The following is an 18,145-nucleotide window of genomic DNA, read 5'->3' as shown; positions in this document are numbered from 1 at the left end:
TGCGCTAGTGGACTCCCCGTGTTCCGGCGTAGGGCAGGAAGCCAACCTTGGCGTAGACCTCCCGGAGCGTCACCGAGGCGATCTCCCGGGCCTTGTCCGCCCCCACGGCCAGCAGCCGGTCGAGCTCCGCCGGGTCGGCGAGCAGCTCGTTGGCGCGGTCCCGGATCGGCGACAGGTGGGCCGTCACGGCCTCGGCCAGGTCCACCTTGAGGTGGCCGTACATCTTGCCCTCGTACGCCGCGACGAGCTGGTCAACGCTCTGGCCGGTGATGGCCGAGTAGATCGTCAGCAGGTTGGAGACGCCCGGCTTGTTCTCGCGGTCGAAGCGGATTTCGGTTTCCGCGTCCGTGACGGCGGACTTGATCCGCTTGGCGATCAGCTTGGGCTCGTCGAGCAGGTTGATCAGGCCGGCCGGTGACTCGGCGGACTTCGACATCTTCGCCGTCGGGTTCTGCAGGTCGTAGATCTTGGCCGACTCCTTCTGGATGAAGGGCTGCGGCACCGTGAACGTCTCGCCGAAGCGGGAGTTGAAGCGCTGCGCAAGATCGCGGCTCAGCTCCACGTGCTGGCGCTGATCCTCGCCGACCGGAACACCGTGCGGCTGGTACAGCAGGATGTCCGCGGCCTGCAGGATGGGGTAGGTGAACAGCCCGACGCTGGCCTGCTCCGACCCCTGCTTCAGGGCTTTGTCCTTGAACTGGGTCATCCGGGAGGCCTCGCCGAAGCCGGTGATGCAGTTGAGCACCCAGGCCAGCTGGGCGTGCTCGGGAACCTGGGACTGGACGAACAGCGTGCACTTGTTCACGTCGACGCCGCCGGCAATGTACTGCGCGGCGGTGACGCGGGTGCGGTGGGCCAGCTCGGCGGGGTCCTGCGGCACCGTGATGGCGTGCAGGTCCGGGATAAAGAACACGGCGTCGTATTCGTCCTGCATCCGGACCCAGTTCACCAGGGCGCCCAGGTAGTTTCCGAGGTGCAGGGAGTCCGCGGACGGCTGCATGCCCGAGAGGATGCGGTGTCGGGTGCCGGCAACGGCAGGCGCCCGGCCGGCGGTCGAGAGGGCGGCGTCGGGGGCGGCGTCGGCGTCGGCGTCGGCCACGGTCGACGCGGTGGAAGGAGAGGTCATCAGGGGAACCTTAAAACTAGAGCCGGTAGTCCACTACCAGCGGGGCATGGTCGGAGAAGCGGGTGTCCCAGGACGGCGCCCGGTCAACAACGGCTGACACCGCCGCGGCGGCGAGGGCGGGCGTGGCCATGTGGTAGTCAATGCGCCAGCCGGTGTCGTTGTCGAAGGCCTGTCCCCTCTGCGACCACCAAGTGTAGGGGCCGTCGACGTTACCCGCCAGGCCCCTGTGAACATCCTTCCAGCCGATTTCCTCGCCGAAGAAGCGGTCAAAGTAGGCCCGCTCCTCGGGCAGGAAGCCGGCACGTTTGACGTTGCCCTTCCAGTTCTTGATATCCAGCTCGGTGTGGCCGACGTTGAGGTCGCCCACCACCAGGGCGTGGTCACTGTGCTTGGCCAGTTCCGGCAGGCGGTCCACCATCACGTCCAGGAAGCGGAACTTGTCGTCCTGCTTCGGCGTGCCGGCCTCCCCGGAGTGGACGTAGGCGCTGGCCACGGTCAGCTGCGACGCCTCGCCCGCGGCGTCGCGGACGATGTAGTCGGCCTCGACCCAGCGGCCGGCGGTGGCGAAGTAGTCGTCGCCGATGCCGTTCCGGGTGGCGACGGGTTCGGTGCGGGAGGCGATGGCGACACCGGCGCGGCCCTTGGCTTCGGCTTCGGCGTGCAGGATGTGCCAGCCTTCGCCGAGCAGTTCCCGGACGATCGCGTCAGGCGCGCGGACCTCCTGCAGGCAGAGAATGTCCACGTCCCGCGGCGCCAGCCATTCCGCCATGCCCTTTTTGTAGGCGGCGCGGAGGCCGTTGACGTTTACCGATGCGATGCGAAGGTGGTCCTTCTTCAATGCCGAGCTCACCCGCTCCACTCTAGTCGATGATGGTTCCGCTGACCGGCTCGTCGGAACCGCCGGCGGTCTTGATCATGTCCCGTGCATTGGTGGCCGTGATCTCGATGGTTTCCAGCGCGCGCCGGATGGTGTCCTGGTCCGAGGCCGCGCCCTTGGCACGTTCCTGCTCCACCACACGGACCTGCACCTGCACGATTTTGAACGAGTGGTCCAGTTTCATGTCGCGGATGTCGTCGGCTTCGCGGCGGTCGCCAACGAGGCGCGTGCCGCCGTGGTCCCTGCTGCCTGACGACGGCGCGCGGCCCACCGCTGAGTTAAACGCGTTCTGCGCCTCGTTGAGCTTGGCCCCGGCCTTTTTGGCGGCCCGCTGGATGCTGAACACCACGAAGGCTGCCAGCGCGAGCCAGCAGGCGGCGATGACGGCGACGACCCAGCCCACGACGTCGTTCTGGTTCGCCGCGAAAATGACGGCCACCAGGAAGGCGATGATAAAGACCGTCATTCCGAGTCCGCCGATGCGGAACATCGAGAACTTTCCGGTGGCGGCATTGAACGCGGACGGATTGGAAGTGGGGTTGCCCAGGGATCGCATGTGCCTATTATCGCAAACCGCCCGGGCACCGGGTCCCGCTTCCACCCCCGGCGAACGGCGCGGGCATCCTCAGGAGCGCACGAGGCAGAACGGGTGGCCGCTGGGATCGGCGTAGACCCGGAAGGCCGTGCCGCCGGCGGCCAGGTTCGTGGCCCCGAGCTTCAGTACCTGCTCCTCGGCGGCGTCCAGGTCCGGCACCATGACGTCGACGTGCATCTGCTGCGGGTGGTCGGCGTCCGGCCACTGCGGCCGGACCAGCCGCTCGACCCGCTGGAAGGCCAGGGCGGGACGGTCGGCGGCGTCGCCGATGCTAATCCAGTCCGCGTTCTCCTGGACCCGGATCATGCCGAGCAGCTGCTGGTAGAACGTCGCGGACACGTCCGGCTGCTCACAGTCAATGACCAGGGCGTGCCATCGTCCGATCATGGGATTCTCCTTAGCTGCAGGTGGATCAGGCGGTCCGGGTCAGCCCACGCATGTCATTTCAGGAACAGCCGGCGGAGCCGTCCGGTGGTGAGCGCCACGCCGAGGACGATCATGACGAGGTAGTAGCCGATGTGCACCGCGGTGGCGGAGGTGAACACGCCCACACTGATCTGGCGCAACAGTTCCACCCCGTGCCACAGCGGCATCGCCTGGATCAGCAACCGGATGGGCTCCGGGTAGACGCTCAACGGGTAGAAGGTCGCGCTGAACAGGAACATCGGCAGCATCACGAAGTTGATCCAGTCCATCTGCTGGAACGTCTTCATGAAGCTGGTGATGCCCATGCCGAAGCTCGCGAACCCGAAGGCGATGAGCACCGAGGCCGGGATCATCAGGACCGCCCAGGGCGTGCTGATCAGACCCATCACACCCATGACGGCGGTGAAGCCGGTGGCGTACATGGCGCCGCGGAGCAGGGCGAGGAAGATTTCGCCCATCGCGACGTCGATCGGCCCCAGGGAGGTATAGAGCATGCCCTGGTACAGCTTGGCGAAGTTCATCTTGAAGAAGACGTTCCAGGTGGAGTCGTAGACCGCGCCGTTCATCGCGGACACGGCCAGCAGCGCCGGCGCAATGTACGCTGCATAGCTGATCTCCTGGCCGCCCGGGCCCTGGACGGACCCGACGATCGCGCCCAGGCCCACGCCCATCGAGATGAGGTAGAGCACGGGTTCGAAGAAGCCCGAGACCATCACCATCCAGTTGCTGCTCTTGGTGGCCATCAGTCCGCGGGCGACGACGGCGCGCACGTTGCGTGAGTAGAGCGGGCCGAAGTGGCGGTTGCGGGCGGCCTCGGTGACGCTGTGGCCGGCGGCCTGGTTTCCCGAATCGTAGGGTCCGGCGAGCACGCTCATGATGCCATCCTTTTGGCGAACAGGCGCCTGGTCAGGACCCAGCCAGCGACGGCGAGGCCGACCAGGAAGACGACGTGGACCACGGTGAGCAGCGGCGCTTCCTCGTAGCCGTAGCTGAAGACGCGGCCCAGCTCGGTGCCGTGCCAGATCGGTGAGATCCAGCCGATCCAGCGGACCGCAAGCGGCAGCGTGTCCAGCGGGAAGAAGGTGCCGGAGAACAGGAACAGCGGCATCACGATGAAGCGCATCACCATCGCGAACTGGCCCTTGTCGGTGGTGACCGTGGCCGCGTAGGCCATCAACGGCAGGCCGAAGGACAGCCCCGCCAGGGTGGCCACCAGGATGGAGACCCAGCCCCAGGCCCCCGGGGACGCCCCGAACAAGGCCACGACGCCGAAGTAGATCGCGGACTGCAGCACAAACCGGATCGTGACGGCGAGGATCTGCCCGGCGGCGATCTGTTCCGGTGTCAGCGGCGAGGCGTGCGGCCCGTAGTAGACCCGGCGCCACTTGAAGCCGTCCATGACCGGGAAGGTGAACTCGTTCGCAGCGGTCATGACGGCGGCGGAGATCAGCAGTGCGGGGGCGATAAACGTCAGGTAGCTGACGCCGCCGAACACCGTGGTGGAGTTGGTGTCCACCAGGGTGGCCAGGCCCACGCCCATCGCGAAGAGGTAGGCGACCGGCTGGCCGACGCCGTACATCACGATGGTCCAGCCGTAGCCCTTCATCACCCGCAGGACCTGCTCAGCGTAATAGAAGGCACCCCAGCGCCGGGCCCGGTCCGCCGAGACGGCCGGTGAATGCGCGCGCAGGGCCGGGGCCGCCGCCGTCTCCGGGCTAGTCAACGAGGCTCCGTCCGGTCAGGCGCAGGAAGACGTCCTCCAGCGAGGAACGGCGCACCAGGGAGGTGACCGGGCGCAGCCCCCGGGCGGAGACCTGCTCCAGGGCGGCCTCGCCGTCGTGGGCGTAGATGAGGACGCGGTCCGGCAGGGTTTCGATCCGTTCGCCGATGCCCTCGAGCTCGGCGGCGACGGTGGCGTTCCGCTCGGAGCCGAAGCGCAGCTCGAGGACCTCGCGGGTGGAGTAGTCACGGATCAGGCTCGCAGGGGAACCCTCGGCCATGATCTTGCCCTTGTCCACCACGATCAGGCGGTCGCAGAGCTGCTCGGCCTCGTCCATGTAGTGGGTGGTGAGGATGAGGGTGACGCCCTGCTCCTTGAGCCGGAACAGCCGGTCCCAGAGGATGTGCCGGGCCTGCGGGTCCAGCCCGGTGGTGGGTTCGTCCAGGAGCAGGATCCGGGGCTCGTTGATGAGGGAGCGGGCGATCGTGAGGCGGCGCTTCATGCCGCCGGAGAGCGCGTCCACCTTGGACTTGGCCTTGTCCGTCAGCTGCGCGAATTCCAGCAACTCGTCGGCCTTGGGCTTGAGGTAGCTCATCGGCAGGCCGAAGTAGCGGCCGTAGACCAGCAGGTTGTCGCGGACCTTCAGCTCCTCGTCCAGGTTGTCCTGCTGCGGCACCACGCCAAGGTGCGCGCGGACTTCCGGACCGTGCTGCTCCGGGTCCAGGCCCATGATGCTCAGGCTGCCGGAGGTGCGCTGTGCGACCCCGCCGATCATTTTCATGGTGGTGGACTTGCCGGCCCCGTTGGGGCCGAGCAGTCCGAAGGCTTCGCCGGCGGGCACGCGGAAGGAAATGCCGTCGACGGCGGTGACGTCGCCGTAGCTTTTGGTGAGGTTTTCGGCGGTGATGACGTACTGAGGTTCGCCGTTTTCGGCGGGGCTGCTCACGGGAGCTTCTTTCGAGACAAGTTCAGACACCCGGAACACGGTAGTCCATCCCGGCAAACTATGAAAGAGTCTCTTCGTAAAAATATCCAGACGTTTGCCAATTCGTGATGTTGCTTAACCGCGCAGGGGCGCCCGCTCCCTGAGGAGGGGCGCCCCTGGCGCCGGATTTCGCACCCGTGGCCCTAGGCGGCGGCTGCACTTTCCAGGTGGCGTTCGGCGGTTTCCACCACGTTGGCCAGCAGCATGGCGCGGGTCATCGGCCCTACTCCCCCGGGGTTCGGCGAGAGCCAGGCTGCGACGTCGGCCGCAGCCGGCTCCACGTCGCCGGTGACCACGGCTTTGCCGGAGCCGTCGTCGACGCGGCTGACGCCGACGTCGAGCACGATAGCGCCGGGCTTGAGATCCGCCGCCTTGATCATGTGCGGCTGGCCGGCCGCGGCGATCACGACGTCGGCCTGCCGGAGTTCGGCGGGCAGGTCCACGGTGCCGGTGTGGGCCAGGATGACGGTGGCGTTGACGTCCTTGCGGGTCAGCAGCAGGCCCACCGGGCGGCCGATCGTGACGCCGCGGCCCACCACCAGGACGCGCTTGCCGTTGAGGCTGATACCGTGCCGGGTCAGCAGCTCCACGCAGCCCTTGGGCGTGCAGGGCAGCGGGGACGTCATGGGGCCGCTGACGTTCGCCACCAGCCGGCCGAGGTTCATCGGGTGCAGGCCGTCCGCGTCCTTGTCCGGATCCATGGCCTCCAGGATGACGTCCTGGTCGATGTGCGCCGGAAGCGGGAGCTGGACGATGTAGCCGGTGCACTCCGGGTTCTCGTTAAGCTCCCGGACCACCGCCAGCAGTTCCTCCTGGGTGGTCTCTTCCGGCAGGTCGCGGCGGATCGAGGTGATGCCCACCTCGGCGCAGTCCTTGTGCTTGCCGCCGACGTACCAGGTGCTGCCCGGGTCGGAGCCGACCAGGATGGTGCCCAGGCCCGGGACGATCCCCTTGGCCTTGAGCGCCGCGACGCGCTCGGTCAGTTCGGCCTTGATCTCAGCTGCGGTGGCCTTGCCGTCCAGGATGCGGGCGCTCTGCGCCCGGCCCGGAGCGGATTCCGTAGTTGGGGAGTTGGTGGCGGTCATCGAATCACCACTGCTCGTGCTGCGGGTACAGCGGGAAGTCCTCGGCGAGCTTGTCCACGCGGGCCTGGAGGGCCTCGACGTCGGTCGCGGAGCCTGCCTTCAGGGCGGTGGCGATGATCTCGGCCACCTCGGTGAATTCCTTGGCGCCGAAGCCGCGGGTGGCCAGGGCCGGGGTGCCGATGCGCAGTCCGGAGGTGACCATCGGCGGGCGCGGGTCGAAGGGCACGGCGTTGCGGTTGACCGTGATGCCCACCGAGTGCAGGAGGTCCTCGGCCTGCTGTCCGTCCAACTGGGAGTTGCGCAGGTCCACCAGGACCAGGTGCACGTCGGTGCCCCCGGTGAGGACGGAGACGCCGGCGTCGGAAAGGTCCGACTGGTTCAGCCGGTCCGCGATGATCCGGGCGCCTTCCAGGACGCGTTCCTGGCGTTCCTTGAATTCCTCCGTGCCGGCGATCTTGAAGGCCACGGCCTTGGCCGCGATCACATGCATCAGCGGGCCGCCCTGCTGGCCGGGGAAAACGTTGGAGTTGATCTTCTTGGCCCACTCCTGCTTGGCCAGGATCACGCCGGAGCGGGGGCCGGCCAGGGTCTTGTGCACCGTGGAGGTGACGACGTCGGAGTACGGGACCGGGCTCGGGTGCAGCCCGGCGGCCACGAGGCCGGCGAAGTGCGCCATGTCGGTCCAGAGCAGCGCGCCGACCTCATCCGCGATCGAGCGGAAGGCCTCGAAGTCGAGGTGGCGCGGGTACGCGGACCAGCCGGCGATGATGACCTGCGGCTTTTCGGCGAGCGCCTGCGCCCGCAGCTTGTCCATGTCGACCCGGAAGCTGCCTTCCTCGACCTGGTAGGCGGCGACCTCGTAGAGCTTGCCGGAGAAGTTCAGCTTCATGCCGTGGGTCAGGTGGCCGCCGTGGGCCAGCGAGAGGCCCAGGATCTTGTCCCCGGGGGTGATCATGGCGGACAACGCGGCGGCGTTGGCCTGCGCGCCGGAGTGCGGCTGGACGTTGGCGAACTCTGCGCCAAAGAGCTCCTTGACCCGGTCGATCGCGAGCTGCTCCGCGATATCGACGTACTCGCAGCCGCCGTAGTAGCGGCGGCCCGGGTAGCCCTCGGCGTACTTGTTGGTGAGGACGGAGCCCTGTGCCTCCATGACGGCGCGCGGCGCAAAGTTCTCGGAGGCGATCATCTCCAGGGTGCCGCGCTGGCGGCCGAGTTCCTGGGCCAGGACGGCGGCGATTTCGGGGTCGAGCTCAGCAAGCGGCTGGTTGCTCACGGCTGCTGAGGAAAGGCGAAGGGAAGTAGTCACGAAGAACTCCTGGCTTGGCAACGGTCACTGCTTTAAGGTCAGGTTACCGGCTGGCCCGCTGCGGTGCCGCAAAATTACGGCCCCAAAAACGGGGCCGTTCTGCGGGCAGGGCACCCTCGAGGGGTCCCATCGGCGGGCCGGCAGCGGAGGCTGCCAACCGGAAAAACATGACCCTCGGCCCAGGCGTACGATCCGTGGTCTGCGTGCGTGCCGCTCCCTGGTGGTAAGCCACCCAACGCCAGTTGCGACACGTCCAGACTATCCCAGCCGCGGGTAGGCTGTCTTTCGTGACTGACGACCAGCTGACTGCCGCCTATATCCTGACCCTCTCCTGCCCCGACCGGCCCGGAATCGTCCACGCTGTGGCCGGCGCCCTCCTGGTGGCGGGCTGCAATATTACGGACTCCCAGCAATACGGCAGCCAGGGCACCGGAACCTTCTTTATGCGGGTCGAGGCCACGACGGCGGCCCCGCCGGCCGAGCTGCACGCCGCACTGGAGCCCGTGGCCCAGGCTTTCGGCATGCAGTGGAGCCTCAACCCGGCCGGCCGGAAGGTCCGCACGCTGCTGATGGCGAGCACCTCCGCCCACTGCCTCAACGACCTGTTGTTCCTGCAGCGCTCCGGCACCCTGCCGATCGAGATCCCGGCGATCGTCTCCAACCACCGGGACCTGGCCGGCCTGGCCGAGTTCTACGGCATCCCGTTCCACCACATCCCGGTCACCAAGGACACCAAGGTCGAAGCCGAAGACGCCCTGCGCAAGCTCATGGCCGAGCACGACATCGAGCTCACGGTCCTGGCGCGGTACATGCAGATCCTCTCCGACGAGCTGTGCACGGAGCTCACCGGCAAGGCGATCAACATCCACCACTCCTTCCTGCCCTCCTTCAAGGGCGCCAAGCCGTACCACCAGGCCCATGCCCGCGGCGTGAAACTCATCGGCGCCACGGCACACTACGTCACCGCTGCCCTGGACGAGGGCCCGATCATCGAACAGGAAGTCATCCGGGTGGACCACCGGCGCACCGCCGAGCAGTTCGTCCAGATGGGCCGCGACGTCGAGGGGCGCACCCTCGCCCAGGCCGTGCAGTGGCACGCCGAACACCGGGTACTGCTGGACGGCAACCGGACGGTTGTTTTCAGCTAAGGCGTTCAGCCAGGCCCTTGCCTTGGACGCCCGCCCGCCCTTGACTGGGACCATGGGCGCAACGCCGACGGATGAACTGACGGGCTTCCTGGACCTGCTCAAGGCCGAGGGCCGGCGCGGGGTGCTGGGCCTGGACTGCGGACAGGGAGCGGACGGACTCCTCTTTGTCCGCGCCGGGATCCACTTCACCGGCGTCGACGCCTCCGAGGAGAACATCCACGCTGCCCGCGCCCGGGGGCTCTCGGCCTCGGTGGCGGCCGGGCGTGCGCTGCCCTTCGCGGACGCCGCCTTTCCGGCCGTCTGGGCGGTGGACGCGCTGGCCGGCCTGCCGCCCGGGGAATGGGACGACGTCGTCCGCGAACTTCGGCGCGTAGCGGAACCAGACGCACCGATCGCCGTCGTCCTCCCCGACCCCGGACATCCCGAACTGGGCCACGGCTTCACAGTCCTCCGCTCCCCCGCCTGAGCCCCAGTAAGCCGTCAGGGACGCCGGACGCTGCGCATGTAGCCGCCCAGGAAACCGCCCACGATCAGCAGGACGGCGCCGGCCCGCGCCAGGCGCACGCCCAGGCGGTGGCGATCCTTGCGCCGGGCGCGCCAGGAGGCCAGGAAAATTAGCGTCGCGGCCAGGTTGGCGGCGGCATGCACGACGCCGATGCGCCGCGTGGCCGTATCGGCCCGTGCCCACTCGGCCCAGCCGCTGAGTCCCGTCGGCGCCGCGGCGAGGACGCCGAGTCCCACCAACCGGCGCGCTGCCCGGCGGGAGCCGTCGTCGGGGAAGAAGTCCAGGAACATAGCCATGAACCAGGCCCCGAAGGGCACGTCGGTGAGGATCACGTGCGGCGGAATGCCGGTGGCGTCGCCGTGGAAGAAGCGCCGGAGCCGGGGCTTGGCAATCAGCCGGGCGGCCAGCGGCTCCGCGGTCCGGACGGCCGGGTCGAGCGCGTCGGCCTCACCCAGGCGTTTCATCAGCTGCAGGAACATGGCGGCCACCTCCGGGGATGCGTGGGATTGGCCCCGATCCTACTCAGCGACGCCGCCCCTGCAAGAGGCGTGTGTCCTAGGCTGGAGGCATGACTCCCGTTTACGCTTTCGCCGGTGACACCCCGGCTGTCCACGAATCCGCCTTCGTCGCCCCGAGCGCCTCGATCATCGGCCGGGCCAGCCTGGCCGAGGACTCCAGCGCCTTCTACGGCGTTTCCGTCCGGGCCGACACCGCGGCGATCACCGTGGGCGCCGGCAGCAACCTGCAGGACAACGTCGTGCTGCATGCGGATCCGGGCTTTCCCTGCAGCGTCGGCGCCCGGGTCAGCATCGGCCACAGCGCCGTGGTGCACGGCTGCACGGTCGAGGACGACTGCCTGATCGGGATGAGCGCCACCATCCTCAACGGCGCAGTGATCGGCGCCGGCTCGCTCGTGGCGGCCGGCGCGGTGGTCCTCGAGGGCACGGTGATCCCGCCCCGCTCGCTGGTGGCCGGCGTGCCGGCCAAGGTCCGCCGCGAGCTGAGCGACGAGGAGTTCGCGGGCGTCCAGCGCAACGCCACCCACTATCAGGAACTCGCCCGGGCGCACCGCGAAATTCACAGCTGACTCACAGGGATCATTCATGGTTGACGCCGGACACGGGCGCGATGGGTTGCGTTAACTTCTTGACTACAACGCCGTGATGGGGCACTCTTCATTGCATGCCCTCACCAACGCGCTCAACGAGGAGCCGCACTAAAAACCCCGGGTCGCAGTCCGCGCTTCGACATCTCAACCAGCAGCGGATCATCGAATGCCTGCTGGCAGGTCCTTCCACCCAGGCGGAACTGGCCCGGCAGACCGGACTTTCCACGGCCACGGTCTCGAACATCGTCAAGATCATGCAGGACGCCGGGCTGGCGTCCACCGAGCCGATCACCAGCTCCGGACGCCGCGCCCTGAACGTCCGACTCAACAGCAACGGCGCCGTCGCCGTCGGCATCGACTTCGGCCGCCGCCACCTGCGGGTGGTCCTGGCCTCGCTCAGCTACCACGTGGTCGCGGAAGAATCGGTCCTGCTGCCGCTGGGCCACCACGCCGAGGAAGGCATCGCCGCCGCCGTCGCCGTGCTGGACCGGCTGCTCGCCGGAAGCGGTGTGGAACGCAGCGCCCTGGTGGGCGCCGGCGTCGGCATCCCGGGCCCGATCGACCGCCGCACCGGCACCGTGGCGCAGGGGGCCATCCTGCCCGAGTGGGTGGGCATCAACATCCTCCAACGGCTCGAGGAAGCGCTGGATCTACCGGTTTTTGTGGACAACGACGCCAACCTCGGCGCCCTGTCCGAAGTCACCTGGGGCCCGCACACCGGCATCAGCAACCTGATGTTCCTGAAGATCGGCTCGGGCATCGGCGCCGGGCTGATCCTGAACGGCATGCCCTACTACGGGAACGTCGGCATCACCGGCGAAATCGGCCACGCGACGATCCACGAGCATGGCCTCGTCTGCCGCTGCGGCAACCGGGGCTGCCTGGAAACGATCGCCTCCACCACCACCATGATCGAACTCCTGGGCCGGGGCGAGGACAAGCCGCTGACCGCCGAGGACATCGTCCGCAAGGCCCTCGCCCGCGACTCCGCCACCCTCCGCGTCGTGGACGACGCCGGCCTCGCCGTCGGCCGCGCGCTGGGCAATGTCGCGAACCTCATCAACCCCGAGGTGATTGTGGTCGGAGGCCCGCTGGCGGGGCTCGGCGAGTTGCTGCTGGACCCAATCCGGCGCGGCCTGGTGCGCCACGCGGTACCCGTCATCGGCGAGACCACCACCCTGACGATGTCCTCGCTCGGAGACCGGGCCGAGGCCCTCGGGGCGACAGCCCTGGTGTTCCAGCACGCCGGAATCCGGCGAAACTAAAGCAGCCGTTATCTTGCTGTTGCGTTAAAGACTTGACGACAACGGCGTGATCCAGTTTACTTTTCCATCAGACGGCCCTGCGGTTTGCAGGGGCGGACAACGAAGTCATGCATTGGAGGCGTAAGGGCAGATGACGTCCCTCAACACGCACAGCGATCCGGTAATTCTCGAGATGCGCTCCATCACCAAAGAGTTCCCCGGCGTTAAAGCATTGGCCGAGGTGAACCTGCGGGTGAAGGCCGGCGAGATCCACGCCATCTGCGGCGAAAACGGCGCCGGAAAATCCACCCTCATGAAGGTGCTCTCGGGCGTTTACCCCTACGGCAGCTACACCGGCGACATCGTCTACCAGAGCGAAGTCCAGCAGTTCAAGGACATCCGCGCCAGCGAGCACGCCGGCATCGTGATCATCCACCAGGAACTGGCGCTCATCCCGGAACTGTCCATCATGGAGAACATCTTCCTGGGCAACGAGCCGACCAAGCGCGGCGTGATCGACTGGGCCGAGGCGCGGATCCGCTCCACCGAACTGCTCGCCCGGGTGGGCCTGCGCGAGGACCCGGACACCCCGGTGAAGGAAATCGGCGTCGGCAAGCAGCAGCTGGTCGAAATCGCCAAGGCGCTCAACAAAAAGGTGAAGCTCCTCATCCTGGACGAGCCCACCGCGGCCCTGAACGAGTCGGACTCCCAGCACCTGCTGGACCTGATCCTGGGCCTGAAGGGCCGGGGCATCACCTCGATCATCATTTCGCACAAGCTCAACGAGATCGAGCAGATCGCCGACTCCATCACGATCATCCGCGACGGCAAGTCGATCGAGACCCTCGACGTCAAGGCCGACGGCGTCGACGAGGACCGCATCATCAAGGGCATGGTGGGCCGGACCCTGGAATCCCGGTTCCCGGACCACGAGCCCAAGATCGGCGAGAAGTTCTTCGAGGTCAAGAACTGGAACGTGGGCCACCCGCAGATCCAGGACCGGCTGGTCTGCAAGAACTCAAACTTCTTCGTCCGCCGCGGCGAGATCGTCGGCTTCGCCGGGCTGATGGGCGCCGGCCGCACCGAGCTCGCGCGCTCCCTCTTCGGCCGCTCCTACGGCCGGTTCATCTCCGGCCAGGTCTACAAGGACGGCAAGGAACTGCACCTGAAGACCGTCAAGCAGGCGATCGACGCCGGCCTCGGCTACGTCACCGAGGACCGCAAGTCGCTGGGCCTGAACCTGCTGGACGACATCAAGGCCACCACGGTCTCGGCCGCGCTGAAAAAGATCAGCAAGCACAACGTCGTCGACGCGGACAAGGAATTCACCGTCGCGGAGCAGTACCGCAAGTCGCTGCGCACCAAGACGCCGTCCGTGGAGGAAGGCGTGGCCAAGCTCTCCGGCGGCAACCAGCAGAAGGTGGTGCTGGCGAAGTGGATGTTCACCGACCCGGACCTGCTGATCCTGGATGAACCCACTCGCGGGATCGACGTCGGCGCCAAGTACGAGATCTACGGCATCATCCAGCAACTGGCCAACCAGGGAAAGGGCGTCATTGTCATCTCCTCGGAGCTTCCCGAACTGCTGGGTCTCTCCGACCGCATCTACACCATCTTCGAAGGCGCCATCACCGGCGTGCTGAACAAAGAGGAAGCCAGCCAGGAAAGCCTCATGAAGCTCATGACTTCCGCCCGCAAGACCGCCTGACCCTCTGGACCATCCAGAACATTCCGGACAACAAGGACTGACAAAATGAACGCGCTCAAGAAGCTCTTTGGCGGCAACACCCGCCAATTCGGCATGATCTTCGCCCTGGTTGCATTGATCGTCTTCTTCCAGATTTTTACAGAGGGCCGCACGCTCACCCCGGGCAACGTCATCAACCTCTTCAATGGCAACTCCTACATTCTGATCCTCGCGATCGGGATGGTGCTGGTGATCATCGCCGGCCACATCGACCTCTCGGTTGGCTCGGTCGCCGCGTTCGTGGGCGTCAGTGTCGCCCTGATGATCCGCGACTGGGGCATCCCGTGGTACGCCGGCATCCTGCTTGGCCTGCTGCTCGGAGCCCTGATCGGGGCCTGGCAGGGCTTCTGGACCGCCTACGTCGGCATTCCTGCCTTCATCGTCACGCTGGCCGGCATGCTGCTCTTCCGCGGCTTCAACCAGTTCGTCGGCAAGTCCAACACCATCCCGGTGCCGAACGACTTCCAGTACATCGGTTCCGGCTACCTGCCTGAATTCGGGCCCAACACCGGCTACAACAACCTCACCCTGCTGCTGGGCCTGCTCGGCGCCGCCTTCGTGGTGTTCAGCGAGATCCGCTCCCGCCGCAAGGCCAAGGCCCTGGGCGCCGAGGTTCCGGAGGCCTGGGTCACCGTCACGAAGCTCGTCCTGATCTGTGGCGCCATCCTCTACGCGACGTACCTGTTCGCGACCGGCCGCCCCGGCACCTCGTTCCCGATTCCGGGCCTGATCCTGGCCGTCCTCGTCCTGATCTACGGCTTCATCTCCTCCAAGACCATCATCGGCCGCCACGTCTACGCCGTCGGCGGCAACCGCCACGCCGCCGAACTCTCCGGCGTGCAGTCCAAGAAGGTCAACTTCCTGGTGATGATGAACATGTCGATCCTGGCCGGCCTCGCCGGCATGATCTTCGTTGGCCGCTCCACCGCCTCCGGCCCGTTCGACGGCGTCGGCTGGGAACTCGACGCGATCGCGGCCGTCTTCATCGGCGGCGCCGCGGTGACCGGCGGCGTCGGCACCGTGATCGGCTCGATCGTCGGTGGTCTGGTGATGGCCGTGCTGAACAACGGCCTCCAGCTCCTCGGCGTCGGCGCCGACCTCACCCAGATCATCAAGGGCCTCGTGCTTCTGATCGCCGTCGCCTTCGATGTCTACAACAAGACCCAGGGCAAGAAGTCGATCATCGGCATGATGATGAAGAACTTCGGCCGCAGCAGCGAAAACAGGCCCGACGAAACCACTTCCACCAAAGAGGTCATCGCCAAGGAATCCTGAACGCTTCCTGGCCCTGGAACCCCGATTCTCCGAACACCATCTATAGAAAGTGAACCAAGCAATGCAACTGATTGGTAAAGCAGGAAAGGCAGCAGCGATCGCTGCTATTGCGGCACTGGCGCTGACAGCCTGCGGCCGTTCCGACAGCGGAACTTCCGGTGGCGCAAGCGGCGGTGAGGCGTTCCCCAAGAACTCCTCGATCGGCGTCGCGCTCCCCCAGAAGACCAGTGAAAACTGGGTGCTGGCAGAGAAGCTGTTCAACGATGGCCTCAATGGTGCTGGCTTCAAGGCAGATGTGCAGTTCGCCAACGGCGGCGTCTCGGAGCAGCAGAACCAGATCAGCGCCATGGTCACCAAGGGTGCCAAGGTCATCATCGTGGGTGCCATCGACGGCGCCCAGCTGGGTACCCAGCTCAAGCAGGCCAAGGACGCCGGCGCCACCATCATCGCGTATGACCGTCTGCTCCTGAACACCGACAACGTCGACTACTACGTCGCCTACGACAACTTCAAGGTCGGCGAGCTGCAGGGCCAGGCCCTGCTGGACGGCATGAAGGCCAAGAAGCCGACGGGCCCGTACAACATCGAACTGTTCGCCGGTTCCCCCGATGACGCCAACGCCAAGGTCTTCTTCGACGGTGCCATGAAGGTGCTCAAGCCGAAGATCGACGACGGTACCCTCAAGGTCCTGTCCGGCCAGACGTCCTTCGAGCAGGCCGTTATCCAGGGCTGGAAGGCTGAGAACGCCCAGCGTCGTGCCGACACCCTGCTGACCGGCAGCTACGGCAGCGCCACGCTCGACGGCGTGCTGTCCCCGAACGACACGCTGGCCCGCGCGGTCCTGACCTCTGTCAAGGCCGCCGGCAAGCCGCTGCCGGTCATCACGGGCCAGGACTCCGAGGTCGAGTCGGTCAAGTCGATCCTCGCCGGTGAGCAGTACTCCACCATCAACAAGGACACCCGCAAGCTCGTCGAGCACGCGATCACCATGGTCAAGGACATCCAGGCCGGCAAGAAGCCTGAGATCAACGATGACAAGTCCTACAACAACAAGGTCAAGACCGTTCCGGCGTTCCTGCTGCAGCCGGTCATCGTGACCAAGGAAAACGTTAAGACGGCCTACGTCGACGATCCGGTACTCGGACCGCTGACCAAGTAGTCTCAACGCTCCACCATTAGGGCCCCGGCTCCCCCCGCTGACCAATTCGGTCAGGGGAGGGCCGGGGCTCTTTTGTGCGCCGGGGACGGCATTCCGCTACGGAATCGGACACAGGCAGGCCGGGCCCGGGGTGCAGCTGTCCGAAACCGCAGCGGAAAGTCCCCGGGCCGCGTGGGCCACGGGGTGAGAAGATGACACCATGTCTGCCCCCATCGCCACCCCGTGGCTGTTCAGCCAGCCGGACCAAGACCCGCGGACGGCCACCGGCGCCAGGCTGCGGTGGGGCGTGGTCGCCACCGGCGGCATTGCCGCCGCGGTGACCCGGGACCTTGAGCTCCTGGCCGATGCGGAGTTGTACGCGGTGAGCTCGCGCAGCCAGGCCGCGGCCGACGCATTCGCGGCCGACTACGGCTTCGCCCGGGCGTACGGCGACCAGGACGGGTCGGCCGGTTATGAACGGCTGCTGGCCGACGACGCCGTCGACGTCGTCTACGTCGCCACACCGCACGCCCAGCATCACACGATTGCGCGGGCGGCCCTGGCGGCTGGCAAACACGTGCTGTGCGAGAAGGCCCTCACCATCAATGCCCGGGAGGCCTCCGAGCTGGTGGAGCTGGCGCGGGACAGGGGCCTGTTCCTGATGGAAGCCATGTGGAGCCGGTTCGTGCCCAGCATGCAGCGGGCGTTTGAAATCGCCACCTCCGGCGAGATCGGCGAAGTCAAGTGGGTCGCCGCCGACCTGGGCTTCCCCGCCCCGTACTCCCCCACGTCCAGGCTCTGGGCGCCGCGCGACGGCGGCGGCGCCCTGCTGGACATCACGGTCTACCCGCTGCTGTGGGCGCTCGGGACGCTCGGGTTCCCGCAGACGGTCAGTGCCACCGGCTGGCTCAACGACGACGGCGTGGACGCCCAGAACGCGCTGACCCTGGGCTACCACCACGGCGCCCAGGCCCAGCTCACGTCCTCGCTCCTGGCCCACGGCCCCCGCGTTGCCACCGTGGCCGGCAGCGGTGGCTTCCTGCAGAGCCTGGGGTCGATCAACAACCCGAAGGAACTCCTGGTGCGGGTGGGCTTCGACGAGCCGCGCACCGAGCGGTTCAGCGTGGTAGGGCGCGGCTACAGCTATGAACTCCGCGAGGTCACACGCTGCATTCAGCAGGGCCTCACCGAAAGCCCGGTCATGCCGCTGGAGGATTCGCTCAACACCATGCGGCTGTTCGACGGCGTCCGCGCGCAGCTGGGAGTGAGCTACCCGAACGACCTGCACTGACCAGGGTCTGTGGGGGGGCGGCCGCGGCGGCTACGGCGCTGGATTCGCGGGCCGAAATCACGGCTCTGCGGCGGCCAAATTTACCGTCCGCTATGGACTAGCCCCGGCCCCCGGACTTAGGCTGTAGACCAATCGTCGATAGATTTCGGGGAGGGGTGTTGCGCATGCAATCAGCAGCGAGCCCCTCCCCTGCGCGCCGCATCGTGCGGACCGTGTTGCTTGCCATAGCGGCCGCGCTGACGTGGTTGGCGCTCTCTGCCGCAGCCGCGAGCGCCGACGGACTCACGGTCTCCAGCACCGTTCCGAGTACCTCGAGTACTTCGATTGCGGCCATGATCCAGCTGCCGATGACGGACGACGTGACGGAGCCCAGTTTGCCGGCCCCGATTCCAGTGGCGCCCGCCCCGACGCTGCCGGCAATCGTCCCGGACCTGCCACCGGCTCCGATGCCTCCGGCCCTGCCGCCCCCGCCCGTGGCGCAGCCGGCCCCGCCCGTGGCGCAGCCGGCCCCGCCCGTCGTGCCGGTGACCTTGCCGGCACCGCCCGCAGCCCCAGCGCCGGCCCCTGCC

The 18,145-nt window shown here is 67.1% G+C and carries 18 protein-coding genes; 8 read left to right on the top strand and 10 right to left on the bottom strand.

From position 1 onward, the window contains the following. Positions 1-4: 4 nt before the first annotated feature. From trpS to glyA, 9 genes are all read right to left on the bottom strand, one after another. Complete coding sequence (gene trpS / locus FFF93_RS04260) at positions 5-1,126, bottom strand: tryptophan--tRNA ligase (RefSeq protein ID WP_138770019.1); 1,122 nt, start codon at positions 1,124-1,126, stop codon at positions 5-7. Positions 1,127-1,142: 16 nt separating this feature from the next. Further along, positions 1,143-1,976 (bottom strand): exodeoxyribonuclease III, encoded by an 834-nt coding sequence (locus FFF93_RS04255; protein WP_138770020.1) that lies wholly within the window; start codon positions 1,974-1,976, stop codon positions 1,143-1,145. A gap of 10 nt (positions 1,977-1,986) precedes the next feature. Then, positions 1,987-2,559 carry a hypothetical protein gene (locus FFF93_RS04250; protein WP_138770021.1) on the bottom strand — a complete coding sequence of 191 codons (573 nt, stop codon included), beginning with the start codon at positions 2,557-2,559 and terminating at the stop codon, positions 1,987-1,989. Between the two features lie 69 nt (positions 2,560-2,628). Next, positions 2,629-2,985 carry a VOC family protein gene (locus FFF93_RS04245; protein WP_138770022.1) on the bottom strand — a complete coding sequence of 119 codons (357 nt, stop codon included), beginning with the start codon at positions 2,983-2,985 and terminating at the stop codon, positions 2,629-2,631. A 53-nt stretch (positions 2,986-3,038) separates the two neighbouring features. Beyond that, positions 3,039-3,899, bottom strand: a complete 861-nt coding sequence (locus tag FFF93_RS04240) for an ABC transporter permease (RefSeq protein ID WP_138770023.1) — start codon at positions 3,897-3,899, stop codon at positions 3,039-3,041. Next, the gene (locus FFF93_RS04235; protein ID WP_138770024.1) at positions 3,896-4,747 is read right to left on the bottom strand and encodes an ABC transporter permease; all 852 of its coding nucleotides are present in this window, start codon (positions 4,745-4,747) and stop codon (positions 3,896-3,898) included. Before FFF93_RS04235 ends, FFF93_RS04240 begins: the two co-directional genes overlap by 4 nt. After that, a complete protein-coding gene (locus FFF93_RS04230; RefSeq protein ID WP_138770025.1) occupies positions 4,740-5,690 on the bottom strand; it encodes an ABC transporter ATP-binding protein in 951 nt (316 codons plus the stop codon). The genes FFF93_RS04235 and FFF93_RS04230 overlap by 8 nt, the downstream gene beginning before the upstream one ends. A 182-nt stretch (positions 5,691-5,872) precedes the next feature. Next, complete coding sequence (locus tag FFF93_RS04225) at positions 5,873-6,814, bottom strand: bifunctional methylenetetrahydrofolate dehydrogenase/methenyltetrahydrofolate cyclohydrolase (protein ID WP_138770026.1); 942 nt, start codon at positions 6,812-6,814, stop codon at positions 5,873-5,875. A gap of 4 nt (positions 6,815-6,818) precedes the next feature. Further along, positions 6,819-8,120: a serine hydroxymethyltransferase gene (gene glyA / locus FFF93_RS04220; RefSeq protein WP_138770027.1), complete on the bottom strand. Its 1,302-nt coding sequence runs from the start codon at positions 8,118-8,120 to the stop codon at positions 6,819-6,821. Positions 8,121-8,407: 287 nt separating this feature from the next. On the opposite strand from glyA, the gene purU reads away from it, so the two are divergent. Next, positions 8,408-9,268: a formyltetrahydrofolate deformylase gene (purU, locus tag FFF93_RS04215; RefSeq protein WP_138770028.1), complete on the top strand. Its 861-nt coding sequence runs from the start codon at positions 8,408-8,410 to the stop codon at positions 9,266-9,268. Positions 9,269-9,320: 52 nt separating this feature from the next. Continuing rightward, a complete protein-coding gene (locus FFF93_RS04210; protein ID WP_138770029.1) occupies positions 9,321-9,734 on the top strand; it encodes a class I SAM-dependent methyltransferase in 414 nt (137 codons plus the stop codon). Positions 9,735-9,748: 14 nt separating this feature from the next. Here the strand turns inward: FFF93_RS04210 and FFF93_RS04205 are convergent, their stop codons facing one another. Next, positions 9,749-10,252, bottom strand: a complete 504-nt coding sequence (locus tag FFF93_RS04205; protein WP_138770030.1) for a DUF2231 domain-containing protein — start codon at positions 10,250-10,252, stop codon at positions 9,749-9,751. 89 nt (positions 10,253-10,341) lie between these two features. Here FFF93_RS04205 and FFF93_RS04200 point away from each other — a divergent pair, with 89 nt between their 5' ends. The 6 genes from FFF93_RS04200 (at position 10,342) to FFF93_RS04175 (ending at position 17,576) form a co-directional block, all read left to right on the top strand. Further along, positions 10,342-10,860 (top strand): gamma carbonic anhydrase family protein, encoded by a 519-nt coding sequence (locus FFF93_RS04200; RefSeq protein WP_138770031.1) that lies wholly within the window; start codon positions 10,342-10,344, stop codon positions 10,858-10,860. Positions 10,861-10,955: 95 nt separating this feature from the next. Further along, positions 10,956-12,146 (top strand): ROK family transcriptional regulator, encoded by a 1,191-nt coding sequence (locus FFF93_RS04195; RefSeq protein ID WP_138770032.1) that lies wholly within the window; start codon positions 10,956-10,958, stop codon positions 12,144-12,146. Between the two features lie 130 nt (positions 12,147-12,276). Next, complete coding sequence (gene mmsA, locus FFF93_RS04190) at positions 12,277-13,833, top strand: multiple monosaccharide ABC transporter ATP-binding protein (RefSeq protein WP_138770033.1); 1,557 nt, start codon at positions 12,277-12,279, stop codon at positions 13,831-13,833. Positions 13,834-13,878: 45 nt separating this feature from the next. Further along, the gene (gene mmsB / locus FFF93_RS04185; protein ID WP_138770034.1) at positions 13,879-15,147 is read left to right on the top strand and encodes a multiple monosaccharide ABC transporter permease; all 1,269 of its coding nucleotides are present in this window, start codon (positions 13,879-13,881) and stop codon (positions 15,145-15,147) included. Positions 15,148-15,208: 61 nt separating this feature from the next. Beyond that, positions 15,209-16,306, top strand: a complete 1,098-nt coding sequence (locus FFF93_RS04180) for a sugar-binding protein (protein ID WP_138770035.1) — start codon at positions 15,209-15,211, stop codon at positions 16,304-16,306. Between the two features lie 199 nt (positions 16,307-16,505). Beyond that, positions 16,506-17,576: a Gfo/Idh/MocA family protein gene (locus FFF93_RS04175; RefSeq protein ID WP_138770036.1), complete on the top strand. Its 1,071-nt coding sequence runs from the start codon at positions 16,506-16,508 to the stop codon at positions 17,574-17,576. Positions 17,577-18,145: the final 569 nt, after the last annotated feature.

It is taken from the genome of Arthrobacter sp. KBS0702 (genome assembly GCF_005937985.2).
GTDB lineage: Bacteria > Actinomycetota > Actinomycetes > Actinomycetales > Micrococcaceae > Arthrobacter.
This window is presented reverse-complemented; position numbering and strand designations above follow the sequence as displayed.